Origin of the sequence: Halovenus amylolytica, from assembly GCA_004015825.1 — an archaeon.
Taxonomy (GTDB): Archaea; Halobacteriota; Halobacteria; order Halobacteriales; family Haloarculaceae; genus Halovenus; species Halovenus amylolytica.
This window is the reverse complement of record SAYS01000013.1, coordinates 56773-81425: the sequence shown is the minus strand read 5'-3', so window position 1 is coordinate 81425 and position 24653 is coordinate 56773. Positions and strand designations below refer to the sequence as shown.

Here is a 24653-nt window from a genome sequence, read left to right as displayed (position 1 = left end):
AGGGGGACTCACAGTTTCCGCGAGCCGTCGAGTGCGACGAGGAGTGCATTCGCCTGTGGCGTCGTGCGATACTTTCGCCACTTCCCATCTTTTCGGCGTGTGACCAGCCCCGCTTCAGTAAGCTGTGACAGCGCGTGACTGATCGCGCTATCACTGACGTCGACCAATGGCGCGAATTCACAGACACACAACTCCTCCCCAGCAGTATGCAGGATACGAACGATCCTGTACCGGGTTTCGTTTCCCAGCGCCGAAAGCAGGTCGACATCGCCGGTGAGTTCCGATTCATCCATCGTCGCATCGAGTTCTTCGAGTTCGGCCAGTCGCTGGTCGATATCCTCGTCGGTACATCCCCCACACTCGTCGTCGAGATACCGACGTAACCGGTCTGTCGCTGACATAGAGAATAGTTGAGCAGGCGATGAATTAAATTTTGTTGAATGGCTCTCTATCTGTGTCTCGAAACTAAAAAATACAATTTAGTGTTCTCTCATCTATACTCCTCCACGAATACACAATACTGGCCGGGAACTCTGTCTGTACACGGTCCAAAAATACACCGGGAGATGTTCTGTCAGCAGATGTTAGCAGCCGAATACCGTCGGTTGGTTCGTAAGACTGCTTTGGAGAACCTAAACCATTGACTCGAGGTACCGATCGCTACTTGATCGAAGGTTTTATGATTATAACTGAATACTCTCTCAAATGAAGTCACACAAAACAGATCATTTCATGCGTTACAATCCGCAGCGAAAAGCCAACACAGTTGAACAAAACATAGATACGATCCATGACTGAACTCAAACTGTACGAAGAAGCGATGTGTTGTTCCACAGGTGTCTGTGGCCCCGACCCCGACGACGAACTCGTCGAAGTCAGTGCTGCACTCGATCAACTCGAAGAGGCCTACGACGATGTCGAAATTTCGCGTGCCAACATGCAGCACAATATCGACGAGTTCCTCGAAACCCAGCATATCTACGATCTGGTCGAGGAGAACGGGCCGTCGATTCTCCCGATCACCGTCGTCGACGGGGAGATCGTCGCCAAATCCGAGTATCTCGACTACGACGAACTCGAAGCAACGCTCGACGAGCACACCCAGCCACAGGAAGCCTGATCAATGTCAAACGCAGACACGCCAGCCCGAGACGTGATCGAGCCGAACAGTGACGAGACAGAATTCGTCTTTTTCAGCGGGAAAGGCGGCGTCGGCAAAAGTACCGTCAGCTGTGCCACGGCGACCTGGCTCGCCGACAACGACTACGAGACCCTGCTGGTCACGACTGACCCCGCACCGAATCTCTCCGATATTTTCGAACAGGAGATCGGCCACGAGGTCACCGCGATCGACGACATCGACAACCTCTCGGCGATCGAAATCGATCCCGACACTGCAGCCGAGGAGTACCGTCAGGAGACCATCGAGCCGATGCGTGAACTACTCGACGACGAGCAGATCCAGGCTGTCGAAGAACAGCTCAACAGCCCGTGTGTCGAAGAGATCGCTGCCTTCGACAACTTCGTCGACTTCATGGACAGTCCGGAGTACGACGTCGTCGTCTTCGACACTGCGCCGACCGGCCACACGATCCGGCTGATGGAGCTGCCCTCGGACTGGAACGCCGAACTCGAAAAAGGTGGCTCGACCTGTATCGGTCCAGCTGCCTCCATGGAAGACAGGAAGAAAGACTACGAGCGAGCGATCGACACACTTCAGGACGGCGAGAAGACCTCCTTCGCGTTCGTCGGCAAGCCCGAGGAGTCGTCGATCGACGAGATCGAACGGAGTGCGTCCGATCTCGCAGAGCTCGGTATCGAGTCCCAGATGGTCGTCGTCAACGGGTATCTCCCCGACACTGTCTGCGAGGATCCCTTCTTCGAGGGGAAACGCGACGACGAACAGGCAGTCATCGATCGTGTCGCGGAACAATTCGACGCGGAAGCGATGGCGACCTATCCACTTCAGCCAGGTGAGATTGCCGGACTGGATCTCCTCTCCGATGTCGGCGGTGTCATCTACGACGGCAAAGAGGCGACCGTCGACGTTGGCTCCGCCGCCGAAGTCGATACCGATCAGGAGATCGACTTCGACTCGCTGACCGACCCCGACGCAGTCGCGGAACAGCTTCGCCCCGGTGACGATACCCGATATCTCTTCTTCACTGGGAAAGGCGGCGTCGGGAAGAGTACAATCGCCGCAACCTCGGCGACAAAACTCGCAGAGAGCGGCTACGAGACACTCGTAGTCACGACAGATCCGGCAGCCCATCTCGAAGACATCTTCGGCGAACCCGTCGGCCACGAACCGAAGTCGGTCAGTCAGGAGAACCTCGACGCTGCTCGGATCGACCAGGAGAAAGCCCTCGAAGAGTACCGCGAGCAGGTCCTCACCCACGTCCGTGAGATGTACGAGGACAAAGAGGATACCCAGATCGATGTCGAGGCGGCGATTGCGAACGTCGAGGAAGAACTCGAATCGCCGTGTGCCGAGGAGATGGCGGCGCTCGAAAAGTTCGTCAGCTACTTCGAGGAAGACGGCTACGACGTCGTCGTCTTCGACACCGCGCCGACCGGCCACACGCTTCGACTGCTCGAACTGCCGTCGGACTGGAAAGGGTTCATGGACCTCGGGTCGCTGACGAAAGGTGCGGCACCTGCGAAAGGCGACCAGTACGACGAGGTCATCGAGACGATGCAAAACCCCGAGAAGAGTTCGTTTGCCTTCGTCATGTATCCCGAGTACACACCGATGATGGAGGCCTACCGCGCAGCCGAGGATCTCAACGACCAGGTCGGCATCGAGACATCCTTCGTCGTCGCGAACTACCTCCTGCCGGAGGAGTACGGCGACAATGCCTTCTTCGCGAACCGACGCGCCCAGCAACAGCAGTACCTCGGTGAAATCAAAGATCGGTTCGACGTACCGATGATGCTCGCACCGCTTCGCCAGGACGAACCGGTCGGACTGGCCGAACTGCAGGCGTTCGGGGAGGAGATTACCGGTCTCTCCGATGCGCTGGCCGAACAGAAGCAACCGGTGACCCAATCATGAGCACACAACAATCCACCGAAGAAGCAATCGACGAGAAGCTGAAGGACTTCCTCGAGACACTCGAGGAGTCCGAGACCTACCAGCAGTTCGTCGAGGCGAACGAACGGCTCGAAAACGACGAGGAGGCGATGGCGCTACTCGAAGAGTTCCAGCAGAAACAACAGCAGATGCAACAGAGTTTCGACCAGTCCATCATGCAGGAGCTCCGGGAACTCAAAGAAGAGATGGCCGAAAACGAGACGATTCAGCATCACCAGGCCGCACAACAGGCCTTCGTCGAACTCCTGCAGGAGACTGACGACGCCATCAGTGAGCAGATCGGGAAACAGTTCGCCCAGTCAACCGGGGGTGGGTGCTGTTGAGCCCCACTGACCAGGACGTGATCGAGGCCGCCGAAGCCCTCGGCGAGGCACTCGCAGACGCACAGGAAGAGACGATCTCTTCCGAGTTCGACTCGATCCTCACGCAGTGTACCGATGCGATCAGTCAGCGCACGGGAATCGACTACGAGAGCGCCTGTGGCGTGAGCGAGAGCTGTTAACCACAGATCTTCTCTTTCCTTCGTGAGACACGGTGTCATTCGGTCCCGGGCAATGATCGCTCGACCACGCTCGGGAGCGGGTCGTCAGGGTCGCTGGTGTGCCTGGGCAGACCTACGTCGTCTCGGCGCTGGAGTTCCTGGGCCCATTGTTGCTAACGCCACGAACATATTCGCACAAAATAATTTACTGTGGGTAGTAGATCTGTTACTATGGCGAACGCGAACAACCTTCCGCGGAAGAGAGATTCCGAAGGGCCAGTAGAGGATTCCCCAGCAGGTCACAAAACGATCGCCGAGAGAGAGACGACGACAGTCGAGGTGCGGTGTACTGGTCACGTTCGAACCGAGATCGGGGTAGGAAAACTGTTCTACGAGTTCGAGGGAGAGACGCTTCGCGAGTTTCTGCAAGCTTTTTTCGAGGAGTACGACGTGAGTGATATGCTGATCGCCGAAACCGAAGCGGAGGCTACCACCGAGGGGTGGGCACCCGAGATGGGGGAACTACCCGGCGAAAACTACGCAAAAAACCCCGAAGGGGAGCAGACCCGCTGTTACGCACGCGTCGTCGTCAACGGTGTCTTCAACGAGCACCTCGATGGGTTAGACACCGTCCTGGAAGAAGACGACCGTGTCGCACTAATCTACCCGTTCATTTACTGCTGTTGACGCTCACAGGATCCACTACCCTCCAGCCACTGGTGGAAACACACTCAGTGTGGTCCCATCTTCCACGTCTGTCTCTAACCCGTCGATATGAGTGATATCTTTGCCGTCTTTCATGATAGTGAGAAAGTCCCGCAGAGTGCCGTCGTCGTCGAACAGTTCCATATCGGGATACTCCTCCGACAGCGATCTGAGGACATCTCCCACGTTTTCTGCATTCTCGTACTCTCGGCTGATCGTTTTCTGGCCCACCGATTCCCGAAAGTTGGCAAAAAAACGCATATCCAGTTCCATATCGAACTGGACGGTCGCACAGGGTATAAAACTGATACCTCTGCTCCCTAATATAATGTTCGTATATTTATTTATACTGATAGCTGCAGTGCGTAAATCCGCTGTTAGAACTGAACAAATCGCTGCAAAAATGCATGACAGCTTATGTAATTATTTATCAGTATTGTCCCCTAGTTATAAGTCACTTTGATTGAAAGGAGTATATTGCTATGCAGGCAGTACGACTCCACGAATTCAAAGAACCACTAACTGTCGAAGAGATCGACCGGCCCGAACCCGAACCAGACGGTGCGATTGCGGAAGTTGTCGGCTGTGGGGTGTGTCGGTCAGACTGGCACTGCTGGCAGGGGGACTGGGACTGGTTTGGCTACCGGCCGGACCCGCCACACACGCTGGGTCACGAACCGACTGGACGGATTGTCGAAGTCGGTGAGGAGGTTGAACACATCGAAGAAGGCCAGGAGATAGCCATTCCGTTCAATTTCGCCTGTGGGACCTGCGACCACTGCCGTAACGGCCGGGAGAATATCTGTGAGAACCACATTGGTCTCGGGTTCATGAACGAGGCGCCGGGTGCGTTCGCCGAGGAGGTTCACATTCCGAATGCCGATATCAATGCCGTTCCACTCCCGGACAGCATCGATGCCGAAGCTGCAGCGGGCTGTGGCTGTCGGTTCATGACTTCGTTCCACGCGATGGCACACCGTGCACCAGTCAGCGCTGGTGACGACGTCGTTATCCATGGCTGTGGTGGGATCGGGCTCTCCGCTGTTCACATCGCGAACGCCCTGGGGGGCAACGTCATCGGTGTCGATCTGATGGACGAGAAACTCGATTTTGCGAAAGAACTCGGGGCTGTCGAGACGGTCAACGCCAGGGACGTCGACGACCCTGCTGCCGAGGTCAGAGACATCACAAACGGTGGTGCTGACGTCTCGGCGGATGCACTCGGTATCGAGACAACCTGTCAGAACGCAGTGAACTCACTCAAGAAGGGTGGCACCCACGTTCAGATCGGTCTGACGACGGCCGAAGAGGAAGGGATGGTTCCGCTTCCGACCGACGAGTTCGTCGCTAAAGAGATTGATTTCAAGGGATCACTGGGCCTCCAGCCCTCCCGGTACTCGGAAATGCTGGATATGATCGAAAGCAGCAAACTCGATCCGAGTGCACTCGTCGACGATAAGATCGATATCCACCAGATCCCCGATGAACTGGAAGCTATGACCGAATTCAACACGGTCGGTATTCCCATCTGTAACGATTTCAGTAGCTGACGGATCCAAACGCAACAATCGGGGACGCCGCTAATTTTTACTCCGACCGTTTCAGTCTCTCGCGGCGGGCTTCGAACTCTTCGTCAGTGAGATCCCCACGAGCGTACGCCGTTCGGAGTTCCTCCATCGCGGAGTCTTGCGTTGTCTGCGTTTCGCTCATACGCCGGAGGACGAGGTAGCCACCGCCGAGGAGGATGAGGAGGAAGATGAGTGGGACCAGCATCCCGACGAACGCCCACCACCCTCCAGTATTGCCGTATCCCATCATCCCACCGTACCCCATCATCCCGCCGAATCCCATTCCCATCGTGAGCAACGGGAGGACGATGATCGCCCCGATGATCAGGAGGACGATGGTTGTGGTATCGAGCTGGTTCGATGAAGACACCGAAGATCAGGCCTCCGACATGGATTCCTGCTCGTCGCCGACGGCCGAGAGAACACGCTCGAATCGTTCGGTGACCTCGGTCGCGATGGAGTCGAGCGCATCGTTGTCTGCGATGCCGAGCAATTGCTGTGGATCGACGGCACTCACAACCATATCGCCGTCGTCGGTTTCGTAGACGATGACGTTACACGGGAGGAGTGCACCGAGTTCGATCTCTTCGGTCAGCCCCTCGTATGCCACCGGGGGATTGCATGCACCGAGAATGCGGTACTGGCGGAATTCTTCGCCGAGTTTCTCCTCGAGCGTCGCCTGGATGTCGATATCACAGAGGACGCCGAATCCTTCGTCTTCGAGCGCTGCGATCGTCGTGTCGACGACGTCGTCGAACTCCCCTGTTACTGATACTTGTATTGTATAGTCCATAATATGAAATACTCTTCCCACGGGGTTAAGGATTGGGTGCCGCAACGGCGGGCGTTCGGAGTTTATCGGCTGGAACAGCAACTATTCCGGTCATCCGGAGCGTTCGAGCTGTTTTCGCCGTCGATCAAATTCCTCGTCCGAGAGCTCACCACGGGCGTAGCGCTCACGGAGAACCGATAGCGACTGCTCCTCGTTCCCACCGGAGCCCCGGTTGAGGAGCACATAGACGATGTAGAGTGCGACGGCGATGAGAAGCCCCATCCAGAGGAGTCCCCACAGCCCCATCGCTCCGCCGAAGAGACCCCAGCCGCCGCCAGTCATGCCGCCGCCAGTCATGCCGCCGCCGTAGCTCCCACCACCGTTGGCAGCAGCCGTTCCAGTCGCTGCGACCAGCAGCGCAACCGCGAGTATCGTGAATCGACGAGCAGTGCGTCCGATCTGTTGTGTGAGTTGTGTCATTGGTTCGAGTTGGTGAATCGCGGTGGTCAGTTGGAGCGATCGAAACAGTCAGGGCTGTCAGCAGTGGCCCTGTCCGTACATCCCGCGGTCGTAGTCGTCGTCGGCTCTGTCGTGGTAGTCTTCGTCGGCTCTGTCGTGGAATTTCTCGTCGGCTCTGTCGTGGTAGTCGTCGTCAGCTCTGTCGTGGAATTTCTCGTCGGCCATCGCCTGGGCCATCTCGTCGACGGTCACACCCATGTGCGACTCCATCCACTCGACGCTACCAGGTCCCATGTGTTCGGTCATCTGCGCCTCCATCCAAGTGGCCCATTCATCTGCGGTGGCATTCTCCGTAGGTGCGTCATCAGCGGTCGTTGCGTCGCCGTGTGCGCTGACAACGGGCACGATGAACGCGAGTCCGACAATCGCAAGCGCTACGAGCAGCCATCGTCCGAGGTTTTGGTTGGTCATTGTCTTTCGCCTCGGTTACTCGTAGCACTGCTCGGGAGTTATCGACCTGGGTGTGAATCGGGATAGGAGAACGTTCGAGAACGTTTATAGGCAGATCTAAACGTCCCTCAGCGAAGGGACCGTTCCTCCGGCCCGAACTCGATGGGCTGGCACTCCACCCTTCTCCCTTGGCAGAATCACGACTACACGGCTGCTAGTATGAACGATCCGAAACCGAGTCACTCGACATATGTCACGACACGTGCCATCCCTGCATCGAGATGGTACAGATTGTGACAGTGGAACAACCACCGGCCGGGATTGTCGGTGTAGAAGTCGATCGTCACCTGCCCTCGATGTCCCGGAACGATAACTGTGTCTTTGATCGCGTTGCCGACCTGGAAGAAGTGGCCATGAAGATGCATCGGGTGAACGACTGGACTTAGATTGCTCATCCGAATCCGGACGTGCTCTCCGGCCCGAACCTGGAGCGGATCGGCGTCCGGATAGGCCTGCCCGTCTATCGTCCACGTGTAGGACCGAGCTCTGCCACGGGAGAGCGTCAGATCGAACGTTCGATCCGGGTCTCCACTCACACCGTCGAGCGAGGCGATCGATCGCAAGTCTCCGTACCGCAGCTGGTTACTGGCTGGTGACGGGCGCTGTGGGCTCACTCCGCCCGCTGACTCGTACTCGACGATCGCCCTGGCTGGGGGTTCGGTTCCATCGAGCGCATCCGCTCGAAGGGCCCATGTGCCCGGGTTTGTAGCCTCAACTACGGCGTCGTAGCGCTCACCGGCTCCGAAGACGAACGAGTCCACGTCGACGGGGTCGACAGGTCGACCATCGGCGTGGGTCACCGTCATTTCGTGGCCTGCGATCCGGACACCGAAGACTGTCGCGCTGCCGGCGTTGACGAACCGGAAGCGAATCCGTTCGCCCTCCCTTACCTCGAACGTCTGGGGATTCTCAGGGAGTCGACCGTTGATCAGGAGCCCCTCGTAGGGCGGCCGAACGTCACCCATCATCCCGCCTCTTCCCCCTATTCCGCCCCCCATTCTTCCGTCCGAAGGAAGCTCCGGCTCTCCAGGGAGGTAATCATCGACGATCACGACGTATTCGCGGTCGTACTCGACGTGCGGGTCACGTTCTTCGACGATCAGTGGGCCGAGCAATCCACGGTCGAGCTGGAGCCCGACGTGACTGTGGTAAAAATACGTTCCGGCGGGTTCGGCACGGTACGTGTACGTGAACGTATCGCCGGAATCGACCGGGTCCTGCGTTACGCCCGGCACTCCATCCACCGGATTTGGGACGGGAACTCCGTGCCAGTGAATCGTCGTCTCCGCCTGGAGTTCGTTGGCCAATTCGACGCTGAGTACGTCTCCTTCTTGAACGCGTAGCTCCGGCCCTGGGAATTGATTCTCGTACATCCAGTTTGATGTCGACGTATCGGCTGCAGGACGAATGGTCCCGGACGCCGCGGTGAGGCTGACGGATGTATCTGGCTCGGCCGTGACTGTCGAGCGCGGCGGCACCTCCTGTCCCCCACTGTCGTCGGTGCCCGGCAGCTGATCGGAACAGCCCGCGAGCGCGCCGAGAGTGGTCGCCCCCGTCAGCTGGAGCAGTTTGCGACGCGAGAAGCCTGTGGATCGCATATCCATTATATTGGCAGCCTGCACGTATAGCCCTCGTGGTGATGGTAGGATTACACGACCGCGCCTGTCCCGTATCCAGTGCCGAAAAAGACGTTCTGGGAGGGTCTGGACTCGTGGGGGGTCCTCTAGTTCGTCTGTTCCTGTTGTAAGTCGTCGCTCGGATAGATACGGTATGTCCGCCCCTGGCGCTCGCGGTACAGGAGGCCTCGCTTCTCGAGAGTGCTCACCGTCTGACTTACCTTGCTTTTCGAGAAGTCAGAGCGATCCCTGAGTTCGATCTGAGTGATGCCGGGCGAGGAGAGGACCGGTTCGAGGACACGCCGTTCGTCCTCCGGCAAGAGGTCCAGAACGCGTGCCTGTGGCTGGCCCTCTGGATTGATATCACCCGTTGATTTGGTGTCCTCTGCCGATGCGTCGACACTCTCCGGATCAGCCGAATCCGCCACTTCAGTCTGTGAACGGTCGGGTACGTCTGTGCTACTGAGGTCGTCCCGGATCACGAGATATCCCCCACCAATGACAGCCGAGACGAGGATGGTTCCGAGGACGTACCAGAGCGGATTCGTTCCGTGGGTCGCTCCCATCGATGTCCCCATCATCGGTCCCATCTGATCGAAGGCCTGCTGTTGCTGGTACGCTTGCCAACTGAGCACACTGCCGACTACGAGGACGACAGCGATCACACCACCGACGACTGTATCGGCTTGCTTTCGATTCATCTTCCCCACCTCGATCCCACAGGAAGCTTGCCCATACATGAGAGTTTGTGAGACATCACTGTACCAGTTTTGATTCCTGGAATAAACCCCAAAAAATATTACAGTTATTTCTACTTGCCCCGAGTCACTCACTACCGATTCGCATAACTTCTTACTGCTCTCTGCGATACATATGACTACTAATGTCACAAACGCCCGTACATCTAGAACCACCGTGAGGATCTCGTGGAACTCACGCTCGATTTGCTGGCAGTCGAGTCGGTGAATCCACCCGGAGAGACGACCGAGATCATCACAGAGATCGAACCGCTGTCTGTCGATAGTGAGCGATTCGTTGTCGACCCACTAAAACCGAATCTTGTAGTGCGAGTTCCTGGCGAAGCAGATACAACACTTCTGTACAATGGTCATCTGGATACCGTCCCGTTCGATACTGACGACTGGTCGTACGATCCACTCGGGGAGCGGATAGATGAGCGTCTCTACGGGCGGGGTGCAACAGATATGAAAGGATCCCTCGCTGCGATGCTGTTCGTTATCAACGCGTACGCCGAGACCGAGACCACCCACCGATCGATCTATCGTTTGCGTTCGTGAGTGACGAGGAAGTCGGAGGTGATGCAAGATTACCTGCCCTTCTGGAAGGCAACAAACTCGCCGCCGATGCGTGTGTCATCGGGGAACCAACGTGTGAAGAGGGCCGACACTCTGTGACGGTGGCCGACCGTGGAAGTATCTGGCTGACCCTCGAAGCAACTGGTGATGCAGCACACGGATCGCGGCCAGTGTTGGGCGAGAATGTGATCGACCGGCTGTACAGGGCAATAGAAACACTCCGCAACCGTTTCGGCACACGCAAACTCGATCTCGATTCGACAGTGCAACCAATACTGGACGAGTCAGTTGCGTTCTATGCACCGATGATGGGCGAAACAGAGGCTCGTTCACTGTTTACATCCCCATCGATCAACCTGGGAACGATCGAAGGTGGAGAAGCGATCAACAGTGTTCCCCAGACTGCCCGTGCAGAGATCGATATCAGGCTGACTGCAGGGGTAGAAACGTCGGAGATGCTCGCAGAGATCCGGGACTGTCTCACAGACTGTGTGGGCATCACGATCACGAACGTGTCCTGGAGTGTCGGAACTGTCGAACCGATCGATAGCCCGCTCGTCGAGGCAGTGGCGTCCACCGCCGAGGAGCTGACGGGTGAGCGTGTGTTCCGACGAAGTGCGACAGGTGGTGGTGATACAAAAAATTTGAGAAATGCCGGGATTCCGATGGTCGAATTTGCGTTTGGAACCGATACCGTCCATGCTGTTGACGAGTACATCACGACCCAGGCACTCGTCGATAACTCGGTCCTGTACAGCAGTTTACCACAGGCCCCACTGGAATAACTGCTCGCATCCCTCACCAGAACGTAGTGGCGTTTCAGCCCTGCAAGGATGTCAATTTCCGTGTCTTCACGTTAGTGAATTCGGCCATCGTGGGTGCGCTGTTCGTTTGGCCTCGTTGAAATACTCCGGAGCTGATCGGAACTGGGTGCTGCATGCAGAGGATGTATGCAGCCGTCAGCTACCGTTGATTTCACACTGTTTTTTGTTATCTAACTGCTCAGCAAGGATGTTGAACGCATCTCGAAAAAATCCCGTTGATTCCCATCGATATGCAATAAGCCCAGCGTTGAAGTGTGTTGTTTCCGACATTAAACTGATGACGGAATTAACGTTCCATGGACTAGATATTGGACGAGTCGAGCCAGACGACGACCTCGTCGACCGAATCGTCGAAACGACGGCTGAAGAGTATCCCCTGGCAGACGGTGACGTCGTCGTCGTCACCGCGAAGGTCGTATCGTTCGCCGAGAACCGGCTTGTCGAAGCCAACGAGGTCGAAGTTACCGACCGCGACCACCGAGTGGCCGATATCACCGGCATCGATCCGCGGGAAGTGGCCGTCATCTACGATGAAAGCGAGGTCATCGGTGCGATCCCGATCGCAGCGGTCGGCGAAGACCTGCTGTTGGAACACGCTGTCGACCCCGAGGCGGCGCAGCAAGCACTCGATGACGTCCCAGCGATGCTCGTGACCGAGCGTAACGGGAGACTCTGTACGAACGCGGGTGTCGATTGGTCAAACAGTCCGGAGGGGATGATGACGTTGCTGCCGGAAGCGCCCGATGAGAGTGCCCGCCGCCTCCGTGAGGGAATCGAGGAACAGACAGGCGCAGATGTGGCTGTCGTCTTGGCCGACTCGGAAATTGCCGGCCCAGGTTCGATGGATCTGGCGATCGGCTGCTCAGGGATCGAAGCCATCGATAGCAACTTTGGACAAACAGACCTGTATGGTCGACCGAAGGTTGGCGGCGTTGACCTCGTCGCAGACGAACTCACTGCCGGATCGGCACTGCTGTTCGGACAGGCGGACGAACAGATCCCCGTTACGGTCGTCCGTGGACTTGAGTACGAAGATGGAGAGGGTGTGCCGAATTCAGGCGGTGTCGTCCGCCGCGGAATTCGAAAGAGTATACAGTTAACTGCTCGCCTGAAGGCCCGCGAATGGTTCTGACAGCAACTCTCGGATTTAACTCTTACAGAGTGTGTCATAGAACCGTTCTCATCGTGGGCGTATCTCACGTTTTGGACTGTCTCATCGCTTCTCGTTGGTAAATAGCGTCTCATAAACCGGTTCACAGAAGATTTACAGACGGTTCCACACGAACGCCATGGGGCTTGACCCCGAGGCGATTTACCACGAATCAAAAGCGGGATGCCGCGGTAAACTGATGCTACTGTACTTCAGTTTTGGAAGCGTTGTTGAGGAGGTGCACAGCGACGGACCCAAGCACAAGGAGAAATCCGATCAGCACAGCAACAGCGGGGACAACTGTGTTCCAGAGACCTCCAAACACCGTAATCTCGAACACTGAAAACACATCCTGCCCAAGCATCAGTGCGCGAATGGCATCGACACCGTAGGTTATCGGATTCACGATAGCGAGGGTCTGAATCCAGTTCGGCAGCACGTCCAAGGGCACGAAGGCACTAGAGATAAACAGCAGCGGGAATGTCAGTAGGTTCGCAATCATGATCGTGGCCTCACGATCACGTGTCACAAGCGCAACGATGTTCGAGTACGCCATGAAGACGCCAGCGAAGATGACCGTGACCGCGATGATACCCAGCATCCCGGCCAGGCCGGTTTGGATGTAACTCCCGATAGATCCACCAGTCTTCATCCACAGGAGGCCAAAACCAAGCGCGAGGATCACGAGCGTCTGAATGATGATGCGAACAAGCTCTGACAAGAGTTTCCCGACGAACATGGCGCCTCGCCCCATCGGTGAGATGAGCGTCTTGTCGAACATTCCTGTCTCCATGTCGTCGACGAGTCCGATACCCGAGACAGCGGCCGCAGCGAGTGCAGATTGGATCATAATTGCGGGCGTGAGGTAGGTCACGTAGTGAATATTCCCACCAACTGCCTGTGTCAGTGCGCCAGCAGCGACAGCGCCCAGTACCTCTGCCATCAGAACGAAGAAAATGACGGGCTGGACCAGCGACGTAAACGTGACGTAGGGATTGCGCGATGTTTTGACCAGCCAGCGCTTGAAGCTGATACGAAGGTCAACAACGGCATTATTTCCTGACGATTTTTGCGTGACGGATCGTTCGGAAACTTCGTCGCCCTCGATTTCGGGACTCATCGGGGCACCTCCTGGGTAGCTGCACGGGTACTGTCTATCTCGCTCTCTACAGCAGCACTCTCGTCGTCACCAGTCAGCGAGAGAAAGATGTCGTCAAGTGTTGGAGAGTCGACATCGAAGGCACTGATTGCCACATCTGCGTCAGTAAGTACCTCGAAAACGCTTGTCGCTGCTCTCGTGACATCGGGGGCGTGAACAGCGAGGCCAGACGGGGTAGATTCGACAGTCGCGTCATCGAGTGTTTGGACAGCACGGACGGCCTCAATGACACGGCGTTTTTGCCGGTCAGTTGGCTGCTCGAAGGCGACAGTAAGCGTATCTCTTCCGACAGTATCTTTCAGCGATTCGGGTGTTCCCTCGGCGATAATCTGGCCGTCTTCGAGCACGGCTACCCGATCACAGAGTCGGTCGGCTTCTTCGAGATACTGTGTCGTCAGGAACACGGTCGTTCCACGGCTGTTGATCTTCTCGAAGTAGTCCCAGACCCGGAGGCGTGCCTCGGGGTCCAAGCCAGTGGTCGGTTCGTCGAGAAACACCACTGGCGGACGGTGCACGAGAACGGTCGCAGTGTCGAGACGCTTCTGCATCCCGCCAGAGAAAGTCTCCGCTCGCTTGTCTGCGACGTCGTGTAAGTCCACGAGATCAAGCAGGGTTTCGATGCGCTCGTTCCGTTCGTCACTCGGAACACCGTACATCTCACACGCGATGCGGAGATTCTCGCGGGGCGTGAGTTCAAGATCGATACTGGTCTCCTGTGCCATGTAGCCGATGGACTCACGGACGGCCTGGGGCTCGGTCGTCGTGTCGTAGCCGTTGATACTGACTGACCCTTCGGTGGGATACAGCAGCGTCACCAGCGTCCGGATCGTGGTCGTCTTGCCGGCCCCGTTGGGGCCGAGAAAGCCGAGGAACTCGCCCTCAGCAACGTCGAGACTGACGCCGCGGACGGCTTCGGTCCCATCGTCGTAGGTGACGTGGACGTTGTCTGCATCGATAGCGAGATCATTCTCTTGAGTCGGTACTGTGCGATTGGTCCGAGGTGATGACTGTTGTACTGCCATCTGCAAGTTACCCGTCATATCGGCTATCGGGTAGGCTATTCTCGAATTTGTGAGGCCGTTTAAGTATCTTGGTAGCCAGTCTCAGTCGGGTAGTGGTGGCCACGTGGTTGCCACCGTCTCCTCAATGAGTTGGGTCTGGGCACGGCGTAACCGTTCGGACACCGATGACGCGGAGATATCCAACTGTGTAGCAACGTCTTCCAGCGAGGCGCTCCGTGGAATGTCGAAATAACCCAGTTCGTAAGCCGTCCGGAGTGCCTCCTGCTGGCGGTCGGTCAGCCCATCCCCGGGTGGCTCGGCGTCACCCGCTTTGGTGAGTCGGTGCAGGTGGAAGCCGCTGTTTCGCTGCCAGAATTCCCGGAATTCGTGGAACGCTTCACGGTGGGCAAACCAGCCTGACTGGCGCCACCCCATCGGCAGCACCTCGATGCGTTCGATGATGGCATCTGTCGTTGCAAGTGCCTCCAGTCCGGACAAGTCGTCGATATGTGCGCCGAGATGCTCTTCTAGCGACCGTCCCGGAATAATCTGGTAGCGGCGCGTCTCGCCTGCCTCACCGAGCACGGTGTACTCGCCGACGACAGGGAGGTCGTCGAACGTCTCCTCAACCGTCGTTCGGTTACCGTCGGTCACCGAGAGGACAAACAGCGGGAGTTCGTCGTGGTTGAACTGGAGCGTGAGTACCAGTGTCGCGTCCGGAAGCGTCCGGGCAACGGGAACGAACGGAAGCTGTTCGCAGGTGATATCGAACTCGGCGACGAGTGCCATAGCTGTTTGATACAAGATAACAGTCAAAGGTATATTGGTTTGTGATCTCCAGACCCTTCTCGACGAGGTAGCCCATCAATTCAACTGATGCGGTAGCGCGGAGTCACCTTCCTCACCGAACGAGGGGTGCGAGTGATACTGCCGGCAGTACGAGTAGCACAACCTCCGCGAATTTGAGAACGGACGCGCCGGACTCCAACAGACCGGGACGCGAAGCGCACACCGAACGCTTGAAGAATCGAGTGGGTGCGACCTTCGCTACGTCCGTAATGTGCTTCATCGGGCGTCAAACGCCATCGTCGCGGAAGCGCTCCGATACGAGTGCGACGTGATCGCGTTCGAGGACCGAACCCATATCCGCAACCGAACAGGCGCGTCGTGGGGTCACAAGTGGGCGTTCCGAACACTCTCCGAGCAGGTGGAGTACAAAGCCGAATCGGTCGGTGTCTCGGTGAAACAAGTTGGATCGGCGTACACATCCAAGCGGTGTGCCGAGTGTGGATTTACGGCGGACGAGAATCGCCCGATTCGCAACGACTTCCGGTGTTTGAACTACGGGTCGAAAGCGAATGCGGATTACAACGCGGGGAAGAACATCGGATTGCGGTATGTCCGTCGGGGCCAACAGTCGCCTCGGCGGACGGGCAACAGTCAGCTTGCCCTAAAGTCTGGAACACTGAAGCCGAAGGGCGGGTTTACCGCCCACCCGGATAGGTTCGAGACCGAGTTCATAGACGAGCACCGCCCTCCACGAACGAACCCGTCAGGGTAAGTGAAGTCGGGTTGGGTAGTTGACTCGGGGACACAGTCCACTCCGTATCGATCAATCACGACCCCTGTTCACTGCGAGTGCACCGTGCTACGTATGCGCGTTCTATTCGTCGCTCGACTCGTGATAGTTTCCGTAGATGATTCAGGGGAACGACCGATACAGAGCGGGAGTGCATCACTGGTTTCTGTCAGTAATTACTGCTGTCCCCCACAACTCGGAATTAAATAATTAAATAAGCTGTCGAGATTTACTGGTATACTCTAACCTTGACAAAGCTATCGGCAATAATCTATAGCCTGCCGTATCAAACTTTGATACTGCTACAAAACTCCTATCACTAACGAAATAAAATTATGGTTAGACGATGGAACAGGGAGAGATTCAGGTACTACATATAGATGATGATCCCGAGTTCACAGCCCTGAGTGAAACATTGCTTGAACGCGAGGCCGATCAACTCAGTGTTGAGACAGCCACCAGTGCCGATGACGGTCTTACTATTATAAATGACTACCAACCGGATTGTGTCGTCTCGGACTACAATATGCCCGGCATGGATGGTCTAGAATTTTTGCAGGCTGTCCGAGAAGCGTATCCGAATCTCCCCTTTATTCTCTTTACCGGCCAGGGCAGCGAAGCCGTCGCCAGTGATGCGATCGCCGCGGGCGTAACGGACTATCTTCAAAAGGGATCGGGTTCCGAACGGTACCAACTCCTGGCCAACCGGATTCGTAATGCGGTCCATGCACGACACGAAGCGCGCCGAGCCGACAGACAGGAACAACTGATGCGTCTCACAGAGTTCGCCGGCGACACCGGCGGGTTTGAATTCGACAGAGAGAACGATACTGTCCTGCTGACCGCTGGCACCCGACGACTCATCGGCCGTCCCGACAAATTCGAATATCCACTCGGAGAAGCCATAGAACTGTTCCACCCGGACGACCGCGAAAATATCAAACAAACACTCACAGAGGCGTTCGAAACCGGCGAAGACGTACACGACATATGGCGACTGCAAACGAAGAATGGCGACGAACGTTTTATCGACATAACAATCACTTCGGTCGTCGAAAACGGGGAAGTAACGAAGCTCCGCGGAGCCGGAAACGACATCACCGACCGCAAGCACCTGCAAACGGAACTGGAAGAGTACAAGACAATCATCGACACGCTCACCGACGCGGTGTACGTGCTTGATGAGGGGGGACAGTTCACCTACGTCAACGACCAATTCGTCGAAATGGTGGGCTACGACCGGGAGACGATTCTCGGAAACACGCCATCGCTGATCAAAAACGAGGAGGCAGTCGAACAAGCAGAACACCAGTTAGGACGAGTGCTGTCCAGTGACGGCCCACACAGAGTCACGTTCGAAGTGACGATTCAACCCCACGACGGTGATCCAATCATCTGTGAAGATCACATGGGCGTCCTACCCTACGAGGGAGACAGTTTCGAGGGGTCCGTTGGGACGCTCCGAGATATTACCCACATCAAAGAGCGTGAACAGGAATTAATGCGAGCCCGGCAAATCATTCAAAATTCAACCGATGTCGCAACCATCATTGCTCCTGATGGAACGATCACGTATGTCAGTCCGACTGTTGAACGGGTGCTAGGATATAAACCGACAGAATTGATTGGCAACAGTGGGTTTGCGTATCAGCCACCGGAAACCAGCGAGGCTGTTGCCGATGCCATCGAACATGTTCTCGAAAATCCTGATGAGACTCAGACGGTACGGACTCGGTTCCGACGGGCTGATGAGTCCTGGTGCTGGATCGAGTCCACACTGCGAAATCATTTGGACGAAGATCGGATCGAAGGCATTCTCGTGAGCAGCCGAGATGTTACCAAGCGTAAAGAGTACGAACAGCGCATCGAAGAGCAGCGTGACAACCTAGAAATAGTAAATCAGGTGGTTCGTCATGATATCCGTAACGACCTCCAACTGGTGACCGCGTATGCCGACTTGCTTGCCGAGCACACTGAGCAGGGGAGTGACAGGCACGAATATGTCGAGACGATTCAGGAGAGTGCGGGCCAGGCTGTGGAACTGACGAGGACAGCACGAGAAATAACCGACGTGATGTTAACGAGCGAGGACAACCAAGAGCAGGTACCCCTTCGGAGTTCGTTCACAACTGAGCTGGATGAGGTCCAAGGAGCGTACTCAGAGGCTATCATTACTATTGAAGGGGATATTCCTGCAGTGGACGTACTGGCCGACGAGATGCTTGGGTCGGTCTTTCGGAACCTACTGACAAACGCGATCCAGCACAATGACAAACCGGTACCAGAGGTAACTGTTGGCGTGGAAGTTCGTACCGACACCGTTCAACTATGTGTTGCCGATAATGGTCCGGGTGTGCCCGACAAACAGGAGGTAGATATCTTCGGGAGGGGTAAAAAAGGACTCAACAGCAAGGGAACAGGTATTGGTCTGTATCTAGTGCAAACGCTTGTCGAGAGTTACGACGGCGATGTACGGGTCACAGACAACGATCCCGAAGGAACGATCTTCATCGTTCAATTGCCTATAGCTACGTAACTCCGCTGCGAGTGGATTATGGTACATTCCCGCCCCGTATTTAGCACACAAGACGAAACCTATCACGTTCTGAGAATTTCACCAGAGCCGTTCGTTTGTATTGGGGATGCTACATTCCAATCGTACGCCAGCTAATTGAATATTGTATTGTACGCAAAATACGAATGCTCGGTGTTTTCAATTCAGTCTGATTTTGTACCATTTCCAGCGGTTTGTACGCAATATCCGGGTACAGCGGCGATTTAGTATTGTATAGTATTTGATCTACTATACAAACTCTTTTATCCGTCCACACGGTAGGTTTGGTATCAGATGAACACCGGAAATGGTCCCACATCATTCTCGGAATCGGCACTGTCCGCACTTCCCCGCCGCTGGGCGGTCTCTTCCTCGGTGCATTCACAAAAAGAGAGTGACACAGTCGATCACAAGCTTGTGAGACAATCCTGGACTAGTCATCGCCACAAGCTCTCATAATGGAACCATCAGTCGTTGGTCTGTTCCTCCTCGCAGGACTCGCAAGTCTGTTTATGGCGTGGGTTATCGGTGCTGGATCGAGCGGCGCGACCCCGTTCGCGCCAGCTGTGGGCGCCAACGCGATCTCGACGATGCAGGCAGCCTTCGTTGTCGGTCTCTTCGGTTTCGCGGGCGCAGTTGTGCAAGGAGCGAACGTCTCCGAGGCTGTCGGTCGAGGTCTGATCGGCGGTGGCAGTCTGCCGGCGGTGGGCGTCATTATCGTGTTGTTTATCGGTGCTGGCCTGATGGCGATCGGAATCAAAACCGGGTATCCGATCGCGACGGCGTTCACCGTGACTGGGTCGGTGATCGGCGTCGGTCTGGCTCTTGGAGGAACCCCAGTCTGGCCGAAATATATCCAGATCAGCACAGTATGGGTGCTGACGCCGATCGTTGGGGGCGGCATTGCATACAGTATCGCGACGGTTTTGCCCCGGGCCGATGTTCCAGAACGGTACAGTATTCCGCTGCTAGCAGGGGTCGTCGGTGCCGTACTCGCAAACGTCGAGTTTGCGTATCTTGGGCCGGGGAAAACAGCAGGATCGCTCACTGGACTCGTTCAGCGAACAGTTGACCTGGGGGGTGTTGCGATCACCCTCACAATCTCACTGTTCGTCGCGGGTGGGATTGCAGCCGTCGTCGCGTGGGATATCCGTCGTGATATGTCTGCTGGATTGCGACACGTTCTTCTCGCGCTCGGTTCACTTGTGGCGTTCTCTGCTGGTGGGAGTCAGGTCGGACTCGCTGTCGGACCGCTGCTCCCGCTGCTCGACGACGTTGGAATGATACCAGTAATCGCTGTTCTGTTCGGCGGTGGCCTCGGCATCCTCGCTGGATCGTGGACGGCCGCACCCCGGATGATCAAGTCGCTGGCGCAGGATTACTCGTCGCTTGGCCCGCGTAGATCTATTGCCGCGCTGGTCCCATCCTTTCTGATTGCACAGGTTGCTGTCCTGCTCGGTGTCCCCGTCTCGTTCAACGAGATCGTGGTCAGCGCGATCATCGGGAGCGGGGCCGCAGTCGGTGGGAGTGAGGCTGTCAGCGCTCGAAAAATCGGAGTCACTCTCTGTGCCTGGGTTTGCTCGTTCGGTATCGCGTTTGTCCTTGGATACGGGACGGCCCTCTTTTTGTAGTGCAATCTATATTGTAAAATATCCACAATATTACCGAGGCTCTTCCCTGAATCCAGAACCGTTCGTCTATGGGATATGCCCATTGCCGGAACCGGTCGAAACGAAATCTGAACAGGCATACTAAATAGTCATACTAAACAGTTATACTATATAGTTATACTACCAGCTGTTCATTCGGAAAGATATGGGCCATCCCGGGGTAGCGAAATTTGTCAGTTTTCTACAGCCGGCAGTATTAGAGATCGTGACGCGCCCACGCCGTTCGTCGAGGGGGCTTCCTGCTGTACCGACTGATCGTGATTACTGCGAGTCCGTGAGATAGGGCTGTCTGGAAGGTAGGCACGAAAATAACCGCACTAATCACTATGAAACGAACCCCTGGGGCGAGGCCTGACAGAAGAGGTTCCAACCGACCTACTCGTCGAGATCCGGCTCGAATTCGCCCTGTTTGATCCCCCGTCTGACGGGATCGTGTTCGACCTCTGTCGGTGGTGGGGCAGTGACGAGTACTGCCTCAAGGCGCTCCCCATCTGCTCGAACTCCCCGCTTTTTTCCGGCTGGGACTGTCACGACCGACCCTGCCGCTACCCGGTGGTCTGTCTCACCATCTCTGACGATCCCCTGCCCCGATTGAATTACGATCGTCACATCACTATCCGGGGCGTGCACAGGGATGAACTGTCCCGGTTCGAAGTAGCCACAGACTGTTTTCGAATTTTCCGTTCGAGCGATCTCTTTGGCTGTGAATTTCTCCCCGTTGTACTGTCGCTGGGCATCAATCGTTGTTTCCGGCATAGGTAACCGTTCGTACGCAGCTCCAATTCGGTTTGTCCCGAATATGTTTGCGACGAATCGTAAATGGCTGCGACGGGTAATTCACTGTATGGCCTCCGCTGACGAGCACGATCACGACGGACAATCCCAGATCGAGTACCACCATAACTCCTGGTCGATCAATCTCGAAAAATCACAGTACGCCGACGAAGCAACCCGTGCGGTCCGGGATGGAATCGACGCGGTCGAACACACCGCTCCAGGCTACCACGTCAATCTGGTCACCCACGGGGAGCTGGGATACCCCGAGACGTTTCTGTTCGATGCACTCGACGAGTACGACGGCCAGCCGATCGAGTTGGAGTGCATCAAACAATGTGGCTGTGGCGGCCACGTCACCAGGGTACACATCCAGTGATAGCGAGCGAGCCACAGGTTTTTGCCGATCTCACTGGTAGCTATTGTATGGGAGATCGAACCTGTTACCGGGAGTACTGTCCGGACTGTGACGCACAGGTCACCATCGTCGACGAGGAGTGTCCGGACTGTGGTCGCCGACTGCAAACAGAGTGACCGGTAGCTTCGGAGAGCGGATCCCGGTTTGACAAGGTACAAATCCCACCTCTGCTGACAGTAACGCATGTCAGAACGGGACACAAGGACTGTCGCCATCGCCTGCCAGGGTGGGGGCAGTCATACTGCGTTCACGGCGGGTGTATTACGGGAAATTCTCGAAAGCAGTCCACCAGAATATACGATTACTTCCCTGAGTGGGACGTCCGGTGGCGCGATCTGTGCGACGATCGTCTGGGACGGGTTGCGCCGCGGTGAGCCGGACCGTGCACTGGATCGGCTCGAAAGTTTCTGGGCGGACATCGCTGCAAGCTCCCCACTCGAACGGTACTCAAATACGCTCTCTGTCTGGAGTAGCCGACTAACAGAAGAGTTTACGACCGGGACGTTCAACGTAAGCCCGTATCTAAATCCATTCACGTCGGCGTTCGTGCGGGAGTTTCGGGACACGATCGACCAGCACATCCAGTTCGAAGATCCTGTCCCGGTTGCGCCACCGCATCTCTTCATCGGCTCCGTCAACGTCGAATCCGGTTCCTTCGTAGTCTTTACCGACAACGAAAATGGATCCACACCGCTGAAAATTCGCGACGATCAGACAGACGAGACCGCTCCACTCCAGGATGGGGTGAAAGCGCTGCTCGCATCTGCAGCGATTCCACAGCTCTTTCGAGCCGTCGAAATCGAGGGAGTGACTGGTGAGCGCGAGGGCCACTGGGACGGCCAGTTCTCGCAAAATCCGCCGATTCGGCAGTTTACGATGCCGGACGAGGTCGACGACAAGCCAGACGAGATCTGGATCGTTCGGCTCTTTCCACGAGAGACCGCCGACATACCCACTTCACTCGGTGATATTGTCGACCGACGGACCGAACTATCCGGGAATCTCTCCCTGCAACAGGAGATACATATGATCGAATCGATCAACGATCTGATTGCCGAGGGAGTCATCGACGACGAGGCGTACAAACATATCGAACTGAAAGAGATCGAACTCGGAATCGACCAGGACCGACACTCGAAACTGAACACCGATCCCAGCTTTCTGCAGATGTTGATGGACCGCGGGACGGCAGCTGCGAGTGATTTCTGGACTACCGACGGCGTCAGAAACGAGTCTGATTGATTTCGAAAAGCTGGTGCTGTTGAAACCCACAGAATCTCCTCCGTTTTGGCGGGTATACTGAACAGAGAGTGTGGATCTAGCCTCACTCCTGCTTGTCGGAGGCACTCATAGTGTTTGTTGCGGTAATTTTTGTGACCACGTCAGAGATATCGGCGTTTCACGCCGTGTGACCGATATCTTGTTGCACCGTCGCGGTAAAGACTCGCAACAAACACTATCAGAGTTCTTCGCTGACGTGTTCCCAGACCGCGCACCAGTCTTCGACTGCAATGAACCCCTCGACCTTCGCACAGGCACCCCACATGTCACCGTTTGTATCTGGAATGAACTCGGCACAGTTCCCACAGGACTGCCCTGGGGGTGCCACACCTTCCGCAATCGCGTCCACCGATTCCATCAGGTTCACCTCTTCGTGGCTGAAGAGGTCGTCGGGATCACGCTCCTCCCCACCAATTGAACTCGCAGTCCGGTACTCCTCGGGCACCTCGGCCGTTGCCAGTTCCTCTTCGGACATCCCTTCGGGAACTTCCGGTTCGGGCAACTCTTCGTAGATGGTACACCAGTCTGCGCCGTCGATGTAGCCTTCGACCTCCACGCAGGCACCGAACTCGTCGCCGTTTTTGTCCGGGATGTAGTCGGCACAGTTCGCGCAGCACGTTCCCGGGGTATGCCCTTCGTTCTCCCGGGCTTCTTCGTATTCGGAGAAGCTGACAGCAGATTTCGTGCGCAACTCATCAGGATTGCGCTGTTCGTTTCCTAGCGAAGTTGCAGACACGTACACCTCGGGTACGGGGCCGCGTTCGAACTCATCCGCCGTAACTCCTTCCGGGCGTTCCTCGTCGTCGTCTCCGGATTCTGTCGGTTCGCTTTCGTCATCGGTGTCGCCGGTGCACCCGCTCAATGCAGCCAGGCCCACAGTCGCGACGAGGTAGTTCCGCCGACTCCACATGTCGTAGTTCGATGCTGAATCAGCCCACGATTTCCCCTCCATCATACTTGTAGTTCTATATTAATAATGCTTAATCGTGAGGAATATTCTCGAAGAGTGGGAACGCGCCGATCCAGAACTGTTCGCACTCGGAGGGCTCACTCCGGAGAGGTGCTGTATCTCTTGGGCGGCCCGAATAACGTACAAAGTAAAGTAGCTTTGTTCCGCACGTTGCGCCATGAACGATCAGGAAATCGATGACGTGGATCGAGCAATTCTGTACGCCCTACAGGAGGATGCCCGGAATTTGTCCTCGGGTGAAATCGCGGAACGAACCGGAACATCTGACAGCACTGTCCGCAAGCGTATCCAGCGACTCGAATCGGACGGAATAATAAAGGGGTACAGTGCAGAGATCGATTTCCAGCGGTCGGGCTACCCCCTTCGAATGCTGTTGTTCTGCACCGCGTCCATCCACGAACGCGGTGACATGATACCGGAGATTCTCGAGATCGACGGCGTCGTCTCTGTCCAGGAACTGGTTACAGGTGACAAGAATCTCCTCGTAACGGCCGTCGGTGAGACGGACAGCGACATCACACCCGTCGCACAGGAACTCATCGATATGGGACTCACGGTCGCAGACGAAGTGCTCGTGCGGAGTCACGAGACGAAACCATTCGGAACCCTGGATCCCGATATCCATTCCGAGAACGGGAACTAGAGTACCGCGGTTTCATTATCTTTCACTCCCCAGAGGCGGCGGTCTGTTGATCCCCTGGTCCGGCTCGAGAGCCTTCTGTCGTCGCTGTCTCCGCAGAGAGACGACCTGA

General features: G+C 56.2%; 25 protein-coding genes and 2 pseudogenes. 14 read left to right on the top strand and 13 right to left on the bottom strand.

The features are described 5' to 3' along the window. Positions 1–8: 8 nt before the first annotated feature. Positions 9–401 carry an ArsR/SmtB family transcription factor gene (locus tag EOW68_RS11055; RefSeq protein WP_128225220.1) on the bottom strand — a complete coding sequence of 131 codons (393 nt, stop codon included), beginning with the start codon at positions 399–401 and terminating at the stop codon, positions 9–11. Positions 402–790: 389 nt separating this feature from the next. On the opposite strand from EOW68_RS11055, the gene arsD reads away from it, so the two are divergent. The 5 genes from arsD to EOW68_RS11030 all read left to right on the top strand — a co-directional run bounded on the left by arsD (position 791) and on the right by EOW68_RS11030 (position 4262). Then, positions 791–1120, top strand: a complete 330-nt coding sequence (gene arsD, locus EOW68_RS11050) for an arsenite efflux transporter metallochaperone ArsD (protein WP_128225219.1) — start codon at positions 791–793, stop codon at positions 1118–1120. Between the two features lie 3 nt (positions 1121–1123). Next, positions 1124–3055 carry an arsenical pump-driving ATPase gene (arsA, locus tag EOW68_RS11045; protein WP_128225218.1) on the top strand — a complete coding sequence of 644 codons (1932 nt, stop codon included), beginning with the start codon at positions 1124–1126 and terminating at the stop codon, positions 3053–3055. Next, complete coding sequence (gene hcsL / locus EOW68_RS11040) at positions 3052–3417, top strand: halo-CC-star protein HcsL (protein WP_128225217.1); 366 nt, start codon at positions 3052–3054, stop codon at positions 3415–3417. The genes arsA and hcsL overlap by 4 nt, the downstream gene beginning before the upstream one ends. Then, positions 3414–3596: a halo-CC-star protein HcsS gene (gene hcsS / locus EOW68_RS11035; protein WP_128225216.1), complete on the top strand. Its 183-nt coding sequence runs from the start codon at positions 3414–3416 to the stop codon at positions 3594–3596. The genes hcsL and hcsS overlap by 4 nt, the downstream gene beginning before the upstream one ends. Before the next feature lie 210 nt (positions 3597–3806). Beyond that, positions 3807–4262 carry a pterin cluster protein gene (locus tag EOW68_RS11030; RefSeq protein WP_431358874.1) on the top strand — a complete coding sequence of 152 codons (456 nt, stop codon included), beginning with the start codon at positions 3807–3809 and terminating at the stop codon, positions 4260–4262. Between the two features lie 15 nt (positions 4263–4277). On the opposite strand, the gene EOW68_RS11025 is transcribed toward EOW68_RS11030, so the two are convergent. Continuing rightward, entirely contained in the window at positions 4278–4553 is a 276-nt protein-coding gene (locus tag EOW68_RS11025) for a ubiquitin-like small modifier protein 1 (protein ID WP_128225215.1), read from the bottom strand. A gap of 209 nt (positions 4554–4762) precedes the next feature. On the opposite strand from EOW68_RS11025, the gene EOW68_RS11020 reads away from it, so the two are divergent. After that, complete coding sequence (locus EOW68_RS11020) at positions 4763–5830, top strand: zinc-dependent alcohol dehydrogenase family protein (protein WP_128225214.1); 1068 nt, start codon at positions 4763–4765, stop codon at positions 5828–5830. 37 nt (positions 5831–5867) lie between these two features. Here the strand turns inward: EOW68_RS11020 and EOW68_RS11015 are convergent, their stop codons facing one another. The 6 genes from EOW68_RS11015 to EOW68_RS10990 form a co-directional block, all read right to left on the bottom strand. Further along, positions 5868–6218 carry an SHOCT domain-containing protein gene (locus EOW68_RS11015; RefSeq protein ID WP_128225213.1) on the bottom strand — a complete coding sequence of 117 codons (351 nt, stop codon included), beginning with the start codon at positions 6216–6218 and terminating at the stop codon, positions 5868–5870. A gap of 6 nt (positions 6219–6224) precedes the next feature. Continuing rightward, positions 6225–6641 carry a DUF302 domain-containing protein gene (locus tag EOW68_RS11010; protein ID WP_128225212.1) on the bottom strand — a complete coding sequence of 139 codons (417 nt, stop codon included), beginning with the start codon at positions 6639–6641 and terminating at the stop codon, positions 6225–6227. 90 nt (positions 6642–6731) lie between these two features. Next, positions 6732–7100 carry an SHOCT domain-containing protein gene (locus tag EOW68_RS11005; RefSeq protein ID WP_128225211.1) on the bottom strand — a complete coding sequence of 123 codons (369 nt, stop codon included), beginning with the start codon at positions 7098–7100 and terminating at the stop codon, positions 6732–6734. Between the two features lie 57 nt (positions 7101–7157). Beyond that, the gene (locus EOW68_RS18690; protein WP_431358873.1) at positions 7158–7550 is read right to left on the bottom strand and encodes a hypothetical protein; all 393 of its coding nucleotides are present in this window, start codon (positions 7548–7550) and stop codon (positions 7158–7160) included. A gap of 218 nt (positions 7551–7768) precedes the next feature. Continuing rightward, positions 7769–9187 carry a multicopper oxidase family protein gene (locus EOW68_RS10995; protein WP_128225210.1) on the bottom strand — a complete coding sequence of 473 codons (1419 nt, stop codon included), beginning with the start codon at positions 9185–9187 and terminating at the stop codon, positions 7769–7771. A gap of 125 nt (positions 9188–9312) precedes the next feature. After that, the gene (locus EOW68_RS10990) at positions 9313–9906 is read right to left on the bottom strand and encodes a helix-turn-helix transcriptional regulator (protein WP_128225209.1); all 594 of its coding nucleotides are present in this window, start codon (positions 9904–9906) and stop codon (positions 9313–9315) included. A 225-nt stretch (positions 9907–10131) separates the two neighbouring features. On the opposite strand from EOW68_RS10990, the pseudogene EOW68_RS10985 reads away from it, so the two are divergent. Further along, positions 10132–11306, top strand: a pseudogene (locus EOW68_RS10985) (M20 family metallopeptidase). A gap of 316 nt (positions 11307–11622) precedes the next feature. Beyond that, positions 11623–12477, top strand: a complete 855-nt coding sequence (locus tag EOW68_RS10980) for a coenzyme F420-0:L-glutamate ligase (RefSeq protein WP_431358872.1) — start codon at positions 11623–11625, stop codon at positions 12475–12477. Positions 12478–12697: 220 nt separating this feature from the next. Here EOW68_RS10980 and EOW68_RS10975 read toward each other — a convergent pair whose 3' ends face one another. The 3 genes from EOW68_RS10975 to EOW68_RS10965 form a co-directional block, all read right to left on the bottom strand. After that, positions 12698–13615: an ABC transporter permease gene (locus EOW68_RS10975; protein WP_128225208.1), complete on the bottom strand. Its 918-nt coding sequence runs from the start codon at positions 13613–13615 to the stop codon at positions 12698–12700. Then, positions 13612–14676, bottom strand: a complete 1065-nt coding sequence (locus EOW68_RS10970; protein ID WP_128225207.1) for an ATP-binding cassette domain-containing protein — start codon at positions 14674–14676, stop codon at positions 13612–13614. Before EOW68_RS10970 ends, EOW68_RS10975 begins: the two co-directional genes overlap by 4 nt. Before the next feature lie 81 nt (positions 14677–14757). Further along, on the bottom strand, positions 14758–15444 hold the full coding sequence (locus EOW68_RS10965; protein ID WP_128225206.1) for a helix-turn-helix domain-containing protein: 687 nt from the start codon (positions 15442–15444) through the stop codon (positions 14758–14760). A 157-nt stretch (positions 15445–15601) separates the two neighbouring features. Here EOW68_RS10965 and EOW68_RS10960 point away from each other — a divergent pair. From EOW68_RS10960 to EOW68_RS10950, 3 genes and pseudogenes are all read left to right on the top strand, one after another. Next, positions 15602–16216 (top strand): annotated as a pseudogene (locus EOW68_RS10960) (zinc ribbon domain-containing protein); the annotation flags it as partial. A 364-nt stretch (positions 16217–16580) separates the two neighbouring features. Next, the gene (locus EOW68_RS10955; protein ID WP_128225205.1) at positions 16581–18770 is read left to right on the top strand and encodes a PAS domain S-box protein; all 2190 of its coding nucleotides are present in this window, start codon (positions 16581–16583) and stop codon (positions 18768–18770) included. A 476-nt stretch (positions 18771–19246) separates the two neighbouring features. Further along, complete coding sequence (locus tag EOW68_RS10950; protein ID WP_128225204.1) at positions 19247–20419, top strand: inorganic phosphate transporter; 1173 nt, start codon at positions 19247–19249, stop codon at positions 20417–20419. A 414-nt stretch (positions 20420–20833) separates the two neighbouring features. Here EOW68_RS10950 and EOW68_RS10945 read toward each other — a convergent pair whose 3' ends face one another. Then, positions 20834–21214: a cupin domain-containing protein gene (locus tag EOW68_RS10945; RefSeq protein WP_128225203.1), complete on the bottom strand. Its 381-nt coding sequence runs from the start codon at positions 21212–21214 to the stop codon at positions 20834–20836. Positions 21215–21302: 88 nt separating this feature from the next. On the opposite strand from EOW68_RS10945, the gene EOW68_RS10940 reads away from it, so the two are divergent. Further along, a complete protein-coding gene (locus EOW68_RS10940; protein WP_128225202.1) occupies positions 21303–21611 on the top strand; it encodes a CGCGG family putative rSAM-modified RiPP protein in 309 nt (102 codons plus the stop codon). Between the two features lie 222 nt (positions 21612–21833). Beyond that, the gene (locus tag EOW68_RS10935) at positions 21834–22892 is read left to right on the top strand and encodes a patatin-like phospholipase family protein (RefSeq protein WP_128225201.1); all 1059 of its coding nucleotides are present in this window, start codon (positions 21834–21836) and stop codon (positions 22890–22892) included. Positions 22893–23109: 217 nt separating this feature from the next. Here the strand turns inward: EOW68_RS10935 and EOW68_RS10930 are convergent, their stop codons facing one another. Further along, positions 23110–23886 carry a high-potential iron-sulfur protein gene (locus tag EOW68_RS10930; RefSeq protein ID WP_128225200.1) on the bottom strand — a complete coding sequence of 259 codons (777 nt, stop codon included), beginning with the start codon at positions 23884–23886 and terminating at the stop codon, positions 23110–23112. Between the two features lie 172 nt (positions 23887–24058). Between EOW68_RS10930 and EOW68_RS10925 the strand changes: the two genes are divergently transcribed. Beyond that, the gene (locus EOW68_RS10925; RefSeq protein ID WP_128225199.1) at positions 24059–24544 is read left to right on the top strand and encodes an Lrp/AsnC family transcriptional regulator; all 486 of its coding nucleotides are present in this window, start codon (positions 24059–24061) and stop codon (positions 24542–24544) included. Positions 24545–24653 lie beyond the last annotated feature (109 nt).